The organism is Paenibacillus sp. FSL H7-0716 (genome assembly GCF_038002705.1).
GTDB classification, from domain to species: domain Bacteria; phylum Bacillota; class Bacilli; order Paenibacillales; family Paenibacillaceae; genus Paenibacillus_AQ; species Paenibacillus_AQ odorifer.
Genome location: NZ_JBBODA010000005.1, coordinates 26415 through 40008, shown reverse-complemented (window position 1 = coordinate 40008; position 13594 = coordinate 26415). Strand labels below are relative to the sequence as shown.

Genomic DNA, 13594 nt, shown 5'->3' with positions numbered 1-13594 from the left:
TTATATATGGTCAGGTATCCAGGTATAACGTCCGCCCACCATAGGCGAGTGGAAATTCGGCATCCAGCCATGTGCTGTAAACTCGCCAGCCGAGTCGAAACCAACCACAAGCATCGCCTTTCCTTCATATTTGCCGTTGGTAATCCACATCTTTGTCCTTATATCCGGTGTTTGTCCTGTCAGATGCCTCATGCGGGCGACAAATACCAGATACCGCTCCAGACTCATTCCCAATTTTCCGGTTTTCTTGTATGTACGCTGTATTTCCACAGCCGTCCGATCCAGCATATCCGGTTCGGTTGTCCGCGGAACGGTGAACCAGAAATCCTCGATTTCCGGAGTTGCTGCGACCAGTTCACTCTCCAGCGCCCAATTGCGGATATTAAACAAGCAGCCTAATTGCTTGCGGCTGACGCCTTGGGGAACACATAAAATGATCTCGTTTCTTCGGTCCGCTTCTTCTAATTCTTCTCTCGTAAACTGCGGCATCCGAAGTGAAAATTTTCGCTGGATGATATATTCGATTCCTAATGTTCTGTACCAATTCTCCATCTCGCTCCGGATGTATTCCGGAGAATATGTGTCGTGGACATCGCTTTGAAACCTGAACATATCCTCCTTCTGAAGCAAGTGCTCATCGAGCATGACGCCAATCGTATGCAGCGTTTGTTGTCTTAATAGCTCCTTCTCAATCATCGCCCAACCTCCTGTACTGTGTTCAATGCCGACAATATTTCAGGTATGACTGTAAAAAGATCGCCTACGATCCCATATGTGGAGTAATCAAAGATAGGTGCATTGCGATCCGTATTTATTGCAATTATCGTCTCCGAATGATGCATCCCAACCTTATGCTGCACTGCCCCAGACACTCCGCAGGCGATGTACAGTTTGGGCTTGACCATTTTACCTGTCAGTCCGACTTGATGCATACTATCCATCCATCCACATTCTACAAGCGGTCTGGTAACCGCTACTTTCCCCCCAAGCGCATCGGCGAGCGCATAGATTAAACGAAGATTGTCTGCGTTTTGAATGCCTCTCCCGGCAGCAACAATAATTTCTGTAGTCTCGATGTTCTCCTTGCCCGCGGCTTCTTCAATTACTCCCATAAACTGCAGGACTGAGGAAGAGCAAGAATACAGGGAGCTTAGATCAACAATCTTGCCCTGCGCGACGTGTGCGGTCTCAGCAGCGGAATAAAAATTGGTTTTTACAGTTGCCATTTGCGGCCGTCTTGCCGGTATTTTTATCTCAGCGAATTGCTCGCCCATTTGCGTCGGTCTGGTAATAATAAAATCCCCGTGATCCGGTCTCATCTTCAAATCGATGCAATCGGCGCATAGCCCCGTCCGCAGGCGGACTGCGACTCTGGGGAAAATAGACCTTCCCCATGCGGTGGCCATACCTAGCACGACAGACGGTCTTTGATCCCGGAGCACCGCAGAAATCAAATTATAATGAATATCTTCGGCGTAACGCTGTATTCCCGGTTTGTTCACCATCCACACCTCATCTACTCCCCACTGAAGCAGACGCTGGGCTAGGTCTTCTATACGCTCTCCGACCACCAAAGCGTAAATGCGCTGGGCTCTCATAGCCTGCAGCTGTTTTGCTGCGGTAACCAGTTCCGGAAAATATGAAGAGAGAGCGCCCTCAGCATGTTCCACAACAAGGCAAATACCCTCATGCTCAGGGTACGGTTGTCTGGTCTCCTGTGCCCTGTCTTTCATTATAATGGCTTGGTTAGGACAGCAAGACGTGCAGACTGAGCAATAAGTACATGCCGCAACGTCGATACGCAAGCCCTCATCTTCATCCTTGATTGCAGCGGCGGGACAGCGTTTTAAACACAGGAGGCAATATGTGCATTGTTCCTGATCAATCCTAATCATCCACTTCTAACCTCGCTGATTTTGCTGATTATCGGCTCCAATACCCGTAGACATTCATCGCTTTCCAGCAAAATCCCCTTTCTTTCGGAGTGCTGTTCGTACACTGAAACTACTTCAGTAGCCGAGCCTGCCAAACCAACCGTCTGTGGGTCAAGGCCAAGGTCATGACAGGACCATACCAGAATATCCTTGGTTCTGGCATGCAATTTGGCAGCAATTGTTAGCGGTTTCAACTCAGAGACGGCTGTCATTCCACCAATACTCAATACTGCCGGAAGCCGGCAAGACTGTCTGGTTGTTACCCCTTCGTCATGCTGGCGGTGGAACAATACCTCATCAGTCGAAATATCCTCAAACCGTGTTACATTTATCGCGTGGGGGATATCTAGATACTCGCCGATACCCGGACCTACCTGACCGGTATCGCTGTCGGTTGAATGGCTGCCGGTCAGAACCAGATCACATCCACCAAGCTTCTCAACAGCACGAGCCAGTACCAGCGATGTCGCCAATGTATCCGAACCGGCAAAAGAAGCGTCGCTGAGCAGGACAGCCTCATCGATCCCATAACCCATAAACTCCTGCAGAACCGTTTTACAACCGGGAGGGGCCATGGAAATAAGAGTTACATTAGCATTACAGCTATTCTTCAGCTCCAATGCTACATGGATGGCTTGCCGGTCCGGATAGTTTAGCTCAAAGGTTGCCTTCGGTGGTGGTGTGGCCGAGATCTTACGGCCTTCATCAATACCACGCACATTGTTTTTGTTCACGTGTGCAATAAACTTTAAACAAACCACTATTCGCAATATATCGCTCCCCCCATCATATTCTGCAGCTTTTTTTACCAGAGAAACGTATGCCAAAATGTTTCCAAAAGTACTATTCTTCGCCAGATTACCATTTCCCTTTATTATCATAATATGATTATCATCACATAATTGGAACGAACAATTATTATAGTATAATAATGTCATTTATTTCATTGTCATTTACATACAAGGGGAATATGGAGGTGTAAATTGAGTAAAATTACTTTACCCGTTTCCGATCCACTAATAAATACTTCCAACGCCTATGGGACTTTGTTTTCTATTATTTCTTCGGATAACCGCATATGGCCCTGGGTTTATTCCAACTTCATTCAGCTGAGATATGTAACGGATTGGGAAACTTACTTTTTTGACAATCATGAGCTTCTTGTTGATTATTGCCCATTTCTCAATAAGTTCATATTGCCTAGAACCATCATTTCCAAGTGGTCTTCCTTTACGGATTTTGTAGTAGACTCTATCAACGGCGATTGCTATGTATGGTGCCATCTCGACCGGTACTTTATATCTGCATATCAGGAGTTCGGCCAAGAGCACCGTTTTCACGAGACATTAATTTACGGCTACGATCTTGATCGCCAAACAGTCTGCATTCGGGACAATATTACGGGCGGTAAATTTATGACCGCTCAATGCACCTTTTCCGAACTGGAATCCGCCTTTGACTATCCGTCCGGGGAAGAAAATTTTATTACGCGTGTAACTTTGCTTAGCAAAATCGATGCAGAATTTGATTTAAACGTCGAACAGATTGTCGACAGCTTGCAGCGATATCTATCCTCCAAGCGCTCATTCGATTTTATTAACCATACCACTACCAGCATCTATGGACAAAGTGTGTACCAACACCTCATTTATCAAATGGAGCATCCTAAAGAAGATGACCCTGAGCTTGACATTAGAGCCTATCATTTGCTGTGGGAGCATAAGAAGCTTATGGTTTTAAGACTTAAATATCTCCAACAAATAAAACTCCTGCTGCAAAGCGACCGATGGATTGAGCGTTGTACTGAGCTTGAAGAACGCTCTCTTCTGAACAGAAATATGGTGCTTCGGTATAATCTGTCCATGGACCCCAAGGTGCTAGACGCACTCAAACATTCTCTGTTGACCATACAAACAGACGAAACCAAATTATTGGGCGAAATAATAAGCGCGCTCGGCTCCAAGGGATGAATTGGAGAATTAGCAGCAGTTGGAGGGACAATTATGCAGACGTTGCAGACGTTAGAAATGGAATATTACTATAATTCTGCAGGGGAGCCTATAGCAGAGGTACAGTCACTGGGAAACTGCTATACCCGTAATATTTTTTTCATGCTAAAGAGGTATGTCAATGACTCTAGCGTATTGTACAAGATGTTTTTAGATGATTTTAATCTGAAATTAGTTACCCATACTGACAGTGACCAGTTTGAATTAAGCTTGAACGAGATCAAAGATCCCGAGAATTATATAACAGTCGCTAATAAACATACTTTTAGCAACAATGCAGAGGCAGCCATCCAGACGATAGAGACACTGTTAGCAAATAACGAAGTCGTATTTGTCAATACGTTAATGAAACGAGTCCCCTTTTATAGAACATTTGAATTAAACCCGGCTCTGGAAACAGATCATATTGTGGATGGGCATATATTTTTGATCCTAGGGCAGACGGCAACTGATTTTTATTTCTTGGACAATTATATAAATTACAACAAAGAGTATTTCAAGCCTTATCCGCATAACAAAAATATCGGTCAAGATGCCAAAACTTCGTTTATGGATGCCTACAATCGGCAGTTTTTCTGTTTCACAGTGCATCCTAATCAAGATGAGCTTGCTGAATTGCCAGCCCGAGCCTCGCTCATTTTAAGAACCGCACTATCGAATTATTATAAGCCGCCCTCTTGTACCGAAAGACGCCTGGAATATATCGGACGATCAGCCATCCAGGAACTGAACAATCTGTTTGCAAGTGGACGTTTCATCCTCAATACAAAGATTTCAAACCGCCCCCATGACCTTTACTCTTTAACCCGGACGACGCTCACCCGTCATTCAGATCGAAAAAAAGTATTGCTGTTGCTGCTGAATTCCTTAGCAAATCCTAATGCTCTCAGCGATGTCATTCATTGTGCCCGGAAAAGCATCGAACAATGGGAACTTTTAAGGAATGTTATGACCAGGCAGTATATCATGAATGAATTTACACTTACTGACCAGATGGAAGAATACATGGCCTATGTCCTTCATGCGGAAGACCTGTTTTATCATTCCATTGAAAAAACATCGATAATTTATGCCAAATATAGGATATAAACGTAACGCCTCATCCTAGAAAAAAAGAGACTTGTCAAATAGACAGGTCTCTTTAAAGTATTTACCGCATTGCCACTTATCACGGCTAATAACAACTTCGCTAACGACATGGAAGGAACGGAGGGTCCGGGTAAGGGCTATTGCTCATATCCCCTATCCCCATCCCCCTCCATCCTCCACCCCTTTAAGTCGCTATTCGGGCTTACACACTAGTCAGAATAATAGGCTCACCTTTAGTCACGATAATCGTATGTTCAAACTGCGCTACCCGACCGTTATCTACAACACTTAGCGTCCAGCCATCCGATTGCTGCTCCACATAGTCCGCTCCAGTCGAGAGGAAGGGCTCTATTGTAATTACTTGTCCTTCCTTCAGCACCGTGGTCACTCTTGGATTATAGAAGGGTAGAATTTCAAAAGGCTTCTCATGCAGTGATTTGCCAATTCCATGGCTGCACAGATTACGCACCACTCTATAACCGCGTTTGCGAGCTTCAAGTTCCATCATTCTGCCGATCTCGTTAACCTTCATCCCTGCCCGCAGATGATTAATCACACTCATCATGGTTTCCTCAGTACTCCGGCATAAACGCAGAATATCATCGTTATAGGGCGGCAGTTGAAAAGAAACGCCAGCATCCCCATAATACCCATTCAGCTCAGCAGAGACATCAATGTTGATCAAATCGCCTGCATGAATCACTCTGGGACCCGGAATACCATGAGCAACCTCTTCGTTCACACTGATGCAGGTGCTGCCCGGGAAATTATAAGTTATCTTCGGGGCTGAGGACGCTCCGAAGCTTTCCAGAATTTCAGCTCCAATAAGATCCAACTCCGCAGTCGTCATCCCAGGGGTTACTTTTTTTTTCATCTCGGCGATGGTGTGGCCCACCACTTTCCCAATAGCTTTTAACCCTTCTAAATCTTGTACCGTATCACTTGTCATCCAACACACATTCCTCTCACTTCATGAATTAATCATTTGTCCAGCCTCTGAAATGCACTCCCTACCCACTGAAAAGTATCTTCCACTTGTTTGCCTGCTGCGTTATCGTAGTAACTTCTCTTGAAGCTATGCTCATCAACTTTATCTAGCTTTATGGAATACCGCTCAGGACTGCTGATAAACAGCTGATTTTCAGGTTTAATAGGCAATTCTTCTATCACGTTATTTCTTCTGAGTGTAAAAAGCTTGTAGAAATAACCGTTACTCGTTCCATATTGTCCGATCGTAAAATCGGGATCACCGTCTCCATTATAATCCTCAAACTGAAGCTGGAAAAAATCATTAAAGGTCTGGACAAATTGATCATTTAACGGATAGCTACTCAGCGTTTTTCCATGCTCATCAGTCACTACTAGCCTAAATCGGCCACTCCAGTTTCTTCCCGCTAACGGACTCGGTGTAGTCCAATCTTCGCTATATGTCCCCTCTAGCAGTTGCAGATTTAAGAATCCCGCTCTGCCTGTGACCAGAGACAGTTCATTATGTGATAGGGTTACTGGACCTGTTACCTCGACAGAAGTCTCCACAGGGTCTGCCTGTTCAATGTTCTCTGTATCGATTGTTCCATAAATGAGCTTTCTTAACTGGTCAGAGTTTTTTACAGGAATCGTGTAGCCCTGACTGCTGTTCTCCGCTGTAGTAAACATCCCTTCATGTCCAAGTTGATCTCCAAGCGCTATGTAATAGCCTTCCGAATAGCCGTCCCCATAAACAAGCTTCATTTCAAATTCCGGACCCCAATCCAGATCATCAGAAAATTTCTTACTCTTGTTCATAGCCTCCGCAATCGTCTTGATCAAAACAGAATCCTTTAGCGTTAAGCTCTCTGAGTGCAAAGGACGATCCGCTTGTTTCTGATCACTAGTTGTGACGGGTGTCAACGACACGCCTTCGATCCATCTGGCATTGATGAAGCCCAAATCACTTTTACATCCGCTTAACACTACGACCAATAACAAAGATGCTATCCATATTAACCGCCTAATGCGAATCGCCTCCAATACATAAGCATATTCCAATTATAACAGTGTCTATAAATATATAAAAACGACTTTACGAACACGCGATTAAAAAAAGACTACAACCTGCTTATTAAAGCGTGGTTCTAGTCTTAAAATGGCAATTGATTAGATTGCTCCCATCATTTTGAGCCAAGCATCCGCAATAAGTGCATGACCTGCAGGAGTAGGATGTACTCCATCATATGCCCAGTAAGCCGGTTCTGCTTTTACGGAAGCCGCTGCAAAAAGTCCATCTAGCGGAACCAGCGGCGCCCCATATTCACGTGCCAGCTCGCGGACAATATGAATTTTAGGATCAAGATCCTGACGCCAAGTTCTACGATCTTCCGGTACAGGCAAAACAAAAGGCTCTATAAGCACTAATTTAGCAGCTAAAGATTTCTGAGTGCGTTCGATCAGGTCCCGATACGAAGCTTCAAACTGCTCGGGAGTGGTTTCTTCACCAGAATCAAAACGGCGCCAAGTGTCGTTAATTCCAATATAAATGGATACCCACGTCGGCTTCAAATCCAGGCAATCCTTATCCCAACGTCCCTGCAAATCAACAATACGGTTACCACCAATACCACGGTTAAAAAAAGTAAGATTCTTCTCTGGATATAAATGCCCCAATCGAGCGGCGACCATCATTGCATAACCTACTCCAAGTGATGAAGCGTCTTCATGATTACGCCCCCAGTCTGTTATGCTGTCCCCTTGAAACAGAATGACATCGTTTTGTTGGAATATCATAAATTAAATCCTCCTCTAACTACCTCTGTTAATATAACCCAATCTATTATATCAAATACAATGAATACAGCCTACTGTGAAACATCAATAATGCAAACATTTCACTAAAAAAACAATAACAAAAACCCCGCTCAGATTTGAGCAGGGTTTAAGGTTAAACTATATTAGTACGCTAGGCTGAACAATCCTTTAATGTGGGACAAGTAACGGATATTACTTGCTTCCTTCATCAGAGTTGCAGGTAAGCCTTTTAATGGAGTAGAACTTGCACCAACGATGGCAACACCGTCTTTACGGCCTAAGCTAGCAAGTGTACCAGAGTTGATTGGACTAAAGCTTTCAAACGATTTATTTTTCAAGAAGGCATACAGATTGTATCCGATCAATTCACCCATTTGCCAAGCGATTTGAGCAGTTGGAGGGTAAGGACGTCCATCTTCTGCAAAGACCACCGCGCTGTCACCAGCAACGAATACATCTTTGTGGGAAGTGGATTGCAAGAATTCATTCACCGTTGCACGACCGCGGTTAACTTCAAGACCGGATTCGCCGATGAGTGGATTTCCTTGTACGCCACCAGTCCATACAAATGTGTTAGCAATAATTTTTTGACCGTCTTTCAAGTCAATCGCATTGCCTTCTACATTCGTAACAGGAAGACCTGTCAAGAATTGAACACCACGTTTTTCCAAGCTTGCTACAGCACGTTCGATCAATGCATCTGGCAATACTGGAAGGATTTTGGGACCTGCTTCAACGAGCATAAGCTTAATTTCTTTAGGATCAACGCCATATTTTTTAGTAAGTGTAGGCAATACATCCGCGATTTCACCAACAAGCTCAACACCTGTTAAGCCGCCGCCACCGATCAGGATGTTTGCATCTGCTTCATTTTTCGATTTCGCATATTCACGAATACGATCTTCAATATGTTGATGAATTTTGTTAGCATCTGCAGCTGATTTCAATACCATACTGTATTGTTCAAGCCCTGGAATGCCAAAATAAGCTGTAGTGCTGCCAAGACCTACAACAAGCGCATCATAAGTAAGTGTCACACCATCAGAAAGAACAATTTGTTTGTTCTCCACAGAAAATGAATTAACCTTCGCGATTTTCAGGTCAATATCTTTACCTGCGAAAAGCTTAGTTAGAGGCATAGCTACAGCACCCTCTGCAACACTACCTGCTGCAAGACGATGCAATTCTGTAATGATTTGGTGGGTAGGATACTGATTAACTACAGTAATTTTAGCTTCATCTTTTTTGAGATATTTGCGTACGGTTAAGGCGCTTAGTAGACCACCATAACCTGCTCCTAGAATGACAATATGTTTAGACATGATGTTTCCTCCGTCCCTTACGTATAAGATATGAAAATGATTATTTCTGCTTACTGCGTTCTCCAGCAACTTGAAGGTATGCATTTACGAAACGGAAAAGCTTTTGCGCTTGCGGATCTTTCAACAACTTCATAAGACCAAAAAGACCAATAACTTCGTTACTTTCATTCGCACGATCTTTTGCTTCGATCACTGTAGCTGCCATATTCTTCGCGGAATGCACTACAGGTTCAGCAAGTTCTTTAATTGCACTTACCGTATCACTTTTCAAGACATCATCCGCTGCGACAGTTTGCACAAAGTCATAGGACTTTGTAAGCACGCCAACAAGCTCAGTTAATTTTGGCAGCTGTTCCACCAAGACTGTTAATGATTCCTGAACTTCTGGTTTCAAGAGCTGCTCTAGAACATCCATTTGTTCCTTGCTAACAGCTACTTTTGGTGATTCTTGTTCAGGTTGTGTTTGAGTGATTGATTCTGACATATCCAAATCTCCTCTGCAATAAGCTTTGCTGCTTAATAGTAATGAAAAACATAAGAACTTTTAACGCCATATTTCTATTATAGCACTTATCAAGTTATAAATGTCACAAAGTTTTTGAATTTCCATAAAATTTTGTGATTTTTATTACATTATAATGAATTCTTTAAATTACTAGTGTTAATTAAAACCGTTTGAGTGAATTAATGTACAAATTCATTCAAATTCTTCTCAGTTTTCAATAAAACATCTACAATGTCCATATTCTTCTCTGTTAGAAGTAACCTGAAATAAAGAGAACGCAGGAAGTTCTTTGTATTTATTCGAGTAACGTACTGGCTGTGGCTTCTAGGCCAACTGCCACACTGCGCCAAGTCGAGAATCCAATCGGTTATAGACTGCTGTGGAAGTAAATGATGATCGATGATTGTCACTAAAATAGTAGCAATTCTTTCATCTTCTTCCTCCCTGAATATGTATTGATCGTTATAAAGCATCTTTTGAATAACTGTCAGAACCTCTTCTCTAACCGCGGTATCACTCTCCGAGCATAAAACCAGCTCATCCAAGGCGTCTGCGCCATGGGCTGCTGCGTGTGCCCAGCCTTCTTTTTCCATATAACCTCTTAAGTCCCGTTCTTCCTCATAATAACGAATCAAACCCTGCTTCACCTTTATAAATTCAGTGCTATCCAATATAGCCTTTTCCCTATGCCGCTGGAGAATAAGAGCAACAACCAATACAGAAAATGTTCTTGTATACACCGTCAGATCTTCTTTATTCCCAATGTGATAAAACAGATGCTGCTCGTCAAGAAGTATCCACAGCAGTTCACGAATCTCAACATCATTAAACCAATGTTTCTCATTAATCCATTTGTAGAATGTGGAATAAATCAATTCATCACGCAGTACAGACTCGGGATCTCCTATATGCTCAAGCATCAACTTCACATAATCCTTTATGTCCTCTCCACTTCTAAGCTCGTAGTCATTCTCTTCGATTCTTTGCAAATCTATCATCAATTGTTCTCTACTATTAATCAATTTATCCACCCTTTCATCCACTGTGTTTCTACATATCCTAATATCCTAATTTATGTCCTATTTTTTGACAACAGGGTATTCAAGATTAAATTCTATAAATTTTATCATTGACGAATTTTATAGGCTGTGTTATTTTGAGTTAGTAACATTTAGTTAGTTCATTTATAAATATCAGGTGTTTATATTTTACAACCGAATACATACACAACGGAGGAATACTTATGAGCGCTTTTACAGACTTGATTCAGTCCCGCAGATCCGCAATGAATTTTGTGGAAGGAGTCATCATCCCTCAGAATGAATTAGAGGAAATGTTCTCTTACGCCAGATTGGCACCATCGGCCTATAATCTACAGCATACAAATTACAAAGTGATATCTAACGAGAGTTTAAAAGAAGAAATTCGCGAAGCGGCTTACGGCCAATATAAAATCCATACTGCTTCAGCAGTTATTGTAGTGCTAGGAGATAAGCATGCTTATAAGCAGGCTCCAGAAATCTATGGCGGGCTTAAAGCTTTAGGAGCGATGTCACAAGAGGAATATGATGAGCAGATAGAGATGATTAACAATGCTTACATTGATAAGGATGCTTTTCAAAGAGATGAAGCAATACGTAATGCCTCTCTCTCGGCCATGCACTTTATGCTGATCGCCAAAGATAAAGGCTGGGATACCTGCCCGATGATCGGCTTCGATGCTGATGCTATCCAATCCACCTTGAATCTGCCGGATCATATGGTACCTGTTATGCTGATCACGATCGGCAAAGACAAAAAACATAAAATCAGACCCCGCGGCTACCGTAAGCCAGTCAACGAATTCGTTGAATTCATCTGATTATAGATACAGCAAAACGTTCCATCCGAGGGAAGTGGCGGGTGGAACATTTTTTTTAATTGGAACTCATCATCATGAAGATAATGAACCGTGTGCCCGATATATAAGAGAGGCTCTACTTCGCATATTGTAAAATGGCAATCGCTGCTCGTTCCCGTCGTTCGGAGTCATCACAAATCAAAGCATTTTTCAAAATATTAAGCGCCTTAGAGAGCGTCTCCTCATCCAATTCCAGCGGACTATTCACTTCTTGTACATTAGCAGCAACACCTGTAATCCACAAATCCAAGCGAGCGCTTGGTTTTGGACCCTCATATTGTACAACCGGTGCACTTTGATTAAATAACTCCCGCACGCCTGTGTTTAGTTCAGAAATCGGCAGACTTTTCAACCACGTTACACCACGCCGATGGCATGTACCTTCGTCAACATTATCAGTTAACGCGTTGTAAAAATAATCTCCGAGGTCCCCGAGATGTACCCAATCTCCATCGGCCACCAGCACATAATCTCCATCTTGCATCGTATGTACAAATAGCTGAAGGGCCTGCAGATGTTGCATAAGCTCCAACTCACTATGTTGGTATGTGCCAATCAATCGATCACGAAGTTCCTCTGTGCTTAGATTCTCCAGATCCCCTATTCCGGGGTAGCCGATACTCACATAATTATCCTCCAAAAATGTGCTGATCCGCTCAATCCCCAGTGGCTTCGATCCCATCCGAAACAGATTCATATGTCATTCCTCCAAATACTTAATAAAATGCTTGTAGTAGCCCTTGGATTTGGGAGTAACAAACCGTCCATCATTCGCAGAATCCTTCATTAGTTTATGAAGATTCGGACCTCCAGTATAGGGATCTACTACGCTAGCCTTCAGTCGTGTCGCTTGGATCGCCTTCTGAGGACAAGAATAAACACAACGCATACATAATAAACAATTTTGACTGAAAACAATTCCTTCTACGCCGCTACTAATATTGGATGTTGGACAGTTGCTGACACATTTTAAACATAGTGTGCAAGCGTCCGTTGTACGCAATCCTTTGGCGAAGTATTTTCCCCCTTGGTGTTCCTCACAATAATATACTGTTCTCAGAACCCGCTCCAACACAGGGTGAATCGGCAGATTTCGTGATGTCCGGTTTACGATTTCCTCTGCAAACAATTCCACCTTACGCTGTGCGGCTTGGTACAACTGCTTATTCAACCTGTCATCATATTTGATATAAAAATTACATGGCATCGCCAAAATCGAATTGTGAAAAGGATTATATCCCTTCCCACGCAAAGAACGAAGCACCGTATTCGAAGCACCGTTATTGATATAGTGTGGAGAGGATGCCGTTTTGAATACAAATGCCGGGGTTCCATTACAATCAGGCAGCCCTTCTGCAAAACGTTCAACAAAGCCGGAAGCGCCAAAGCCTAGAACCGGATGACCAATACCTATAAGATCGTAAGCTTCATATTCAACAGAACGAGTGCCATTAATAATATCTTCCACTCTAAACAAATCTACGTCTTGCCCTTTACTTCTTAGCCTTTCAGCAAATTGCTTAGCGATAATCTCCGTATTGCCCGTACCTGAGAAATAAAATATGGCCGTCTTTGCATTATGCATTCCATCCCCTCCCAGATCAAATATACCTCATTGCCGTCTGGGAAAGCTGTGAAGTTGTAATGGGTTTAGGCTGTTTCGGACTCAGTTGCCCTTATTTCCATGATTCCGCTCGTTTTGCCACACTATCGGACTCAGTTGCAGTTATTCGTTCAAATGTGCTCCTTTTCTGCGCAAATCAAGGGCAATAAGAGCTATACAGTCCGAAACCTTCGCAAAATGAACCCATTCGCTGAAATAGCTGCAATACGGTCTGATACGATCAAGTTCGAGTAAAAGGCAGCTGGTTTCGAGGCGTAGGCGGCTAGGTTGAGTAATAGGTAACTAATTTCGTGTACGGAGTAGATAGGTTGAGCTATAGGTAGCTAATTCCACATGGTTTGGATAGGTTGAGTCATAAACAGCTAGTTTAAACAACGGGCAGCACGATTAGGAGCAAATTTGGCAGGTGTCGTTCTTTTCAGCAATT

At 43.0% G+C, this 13594-nt stretch carries 14 protein-coding genes and 1 pseudogene; 3 read left to right on the top strand and 12 right to left on the bottom strand.

What is annotated here, in order from left to right; genetic code table 11:
• The 4 genes and pseudogenes from MHH60_RS08385 to MHH60_RS08375 all read right to left on the bottom strand — a co-directional run bounded on the left by MHH60_RS08385 (position 1) and on the right by MHH60_RS08375 (position 2668).
• On the bottom strand, positions 1–696 hold the full coding sequence (locus tag MHH60_RS08385; protein ID WP_036685905.1) for a hypothetical protein: 696 nt from the start codon (positions 694–696) through the stop codon (positions 1–3).
• Entirely contained in the window at positions 693–1733 is a 1041-nt protein-coding gene (locus MHH60_RS08380) for an electron transfer flavoprotein subunit alpha/FixB family protein (protein ID WP_232061300.1), read from the bottom strand. The genes MHH60_RS08385 and MHH60_RS08380 overlap by 4 nt, the downstream gene beginning before the upstream one ends.
• 75 nt (positions 1734–1808) lie before the next feature.
• A pseudogene (locus MHH60_RS33230) lies at positions 1809–1895 on the bottom strand (4Fe-4S binding protein); the annotation flags it as partial.
• A complete protein-coding gene (locus tag MHH60_RS08375; protein WP_204359579.1) occupies positions 1892–2668 on the bottom strand; it encodes an electron transfer flavoprotein subunit beta/FixA family protein in 777 nt (258 codons plus the stop codon). The pseudogene MHH60_RS33230 and the gene MHH60_RS08375, both read right to left, overlap by 4 nt.
• A 249-nt stretch (positions 2669–2917) precedes the next feature.
• Here MHH60_RS08375 and MHH60_RS08370 point away from each other — a divergent pair, with 249 nt between their 5' ends.
• Entirely contained in the window at positions 2918–3904 is a 987-nt protein-coding gene (locus tag MHH60_RS08370) for a hypothetical protein (protein WP_076135968.1), read from the top strand.
• A 183-nt stretch (positions 3905–4087) separates the two neighbouring features.
• Positions 4088–5032 (top strand): hypothetical protein, encoded by a 945-nt coding sequence (locus tag MHH60_RS08365; RefSeq protein WP_179088912.1) that lies wholly within the window; start codon positions 4088–4090, stop codon positions 5030–5032.
• Between the two features lie 202 nt (positions 5033–5234).
• Here the strand turns inward: MHH60_RS08365 and map are convergent, their stop codons facing one another.
• The 6 genes from map to MHH60_RS08335 form a co-directional block, all read right to left on the bottom strand.
• Positions 5235–5981 carry a type I methionyl aminopeptidase gene (gene map, locus MHH60_RS08360; protein WP_076135964.1) on the bottom strand — a complete coding sequence of 249 codons (747 nt, stop codon included), beginning with the start codon at positions 5979–5981 and terminating at the stop codon, positions 5235–5237.
• Positions 5982–6013: 32 nt separating this feature from the next.
• The gene (locus tag MHH60_RS08355; protein WP_143766719.1) at positions 6014–7000 is read right to left on the bottom strand and encodes a hypothetical protein; all 987 of its coding nucleotides are present in this window, start codon (positions 6998–7000) and stop codon (positions 6014–6016) included.
• A 168-nt stretch (positions 7001–7168) separates the two neighbouring features.
• Positions 7169–7795 (bottom strand): SGNH/GDSL hydrolase family protein, encoded by a 627-nt coding sequence (locus MHH60_RS08350; RefSeq protein WP_076135960.1) that lies wholly within the window; start codon positions 7793–7795, stop codon positions 7169–7171.
• 164 nt (positions 7796–7959) lie between these two features.
• Complete coding sequence (locus MHH60_RS08345; protein ID WP_036685891.1) at positions 7960–9138, bottom strand: NAD(P)/FAD-dependent oxidoreductase; 1179 nt, start codon at positions 9136–9138, stop codon at positions 7960–7962.
• Positions 9139–9178: 40 nt separating this feature from the next.
• The gene (locus MHH60_RS08340) at positions 9179–9622 is read right to left on the bottom strand and encodes a DUF1641 domain-containing protein (RefSeq protein WP_036685888.1); all 444 of its coding nucleotides are present in this window, start codon (positions 9620–9622) and stop codon (positions 9179–9181) included.
• A gap of 200 nt (positions 9623–9822) precedes the next feature.
• Positions 9823–10665 carry a DUF2785 domain-containing protein gene (locus tag MHH60_RS08335; RefSeq protein ID WP_076136162.1) on the bottom strand — a complete coding sequence of 281 codons (843 nt, stop codon included), beginning with the start codon at positions 10663–10665 and terminating at the stop codon, positions 9823–9825.
• A 221-nt stretch (positions 10666–10886) separates the two neighbouring features.
• Here MHH60_RS08335 and MHH60_RS08330 point away from each other — a divergent pair, with 221 nt between their 5' ends.
• Entirely contained in the window at positions 10887–11504 is a 618-nt protein-coding gene (locus MHH60_RS08330) for a nitroreductase family protein (protein WP_076135958.1), read from the top strand.
• Between the two features lie 115 nt (positions 11505–11619).
• On the opposite strand, the gene MHH60_RS08325 is transcribed toward MHH60_RS08330, so the two are convergent.
• A complete protein-coding gene (locus tag MHH60_RS08325; protein ID WP_076135956.1) occupies positions 11620–12240 on the bottom strand; it encodes a hypothetical protein in 621 nt (206 codons plus the stop codon).
• Positions 12241–12243: 3 nt separating this feature from the next.
• A complete protein-coding gene (locus tag MHH60_RS08320; RefSeq protein ID WP_076135954.1) occupies positions 12244–13128 on the bottom strand; it encodes an EFR1 family ferrodoxin in 885 nt (294 codons plus the stop codon).
• Between the last annotated feature and the right edge of the window lie 466 nt (positions 13129–13594).

Bases quoted from the DNA above. Each gene is read 5' to 3' on its own strand.
- MHH60_RS08385 (WP_036685905.1), bottom strand. From the start codon at position 696: ATGATTGAGAAGGAGCTATTAAGACAACAAACGCTGCATACGATTGGC.
- MHH60_RS08380 (WP_232061300.1), bottom strand. From the start codon at position 1,733: ATGAAAGACAGGGCACAGGAGACCAGACAACCGTACCCTGAGCATGAG.
- MHH60_RS08365 (WP_179088912.1), top strand. From the start codon at position 4,088: ATGTTTTTAGATGATTTTAATCTGAAATTAGTTACCCATACTGACAGT.
- map (WP_076135964.1), bottom strand. From the start codon at position 5,981: ATGACAAGTGATACGGTACAAGATTTAGAAGGGTTAAAAGCTATTGGG.
- MHH60_RS08350 (WP_076135960.1), bottom strand. From the start codon at position 7,795: ATGATATTCCAACAAAACGATGTCATTCTGTTTCAAGGGGACAGCATA.
- MHH60_RS08345 (WP_036685891.1), bottom strand. From the start codon at position 9,138: ATGTCTAAACATATTGTCATTCTAGGAGCAGGTTATGGTGGTCTACTA.
- MHH60_RS08340 (WP_036685888.1), bottom strand. From the start codon at position 9,622: ATGTCAGAATCAATCACTCAAACACAACCTGAACAAGAATCACCAAAA.
- MHH60_RS08330 (WP_076135958.1), top strand. From the start codon at position 10,887: ATGAGCGCTTTTACAGACTTGATTCAGTCCCGCAGATCCGCAATGAAT.
- MHH60_RS08325 (WP_076135956.1), bottom strand. From the start codon at position 12,240: ATGAATCTGTTTCGGATGGGATCGAAGCCACTGGGGATTGAGCGGATC.
- MHH60_RS08320 (WP_076135954.1), bottom strand. From the start codon at position 13,128: ATGCATAATGCAAAGACGGCCATATTTTATTTCTCAGGTACGGGCAAT.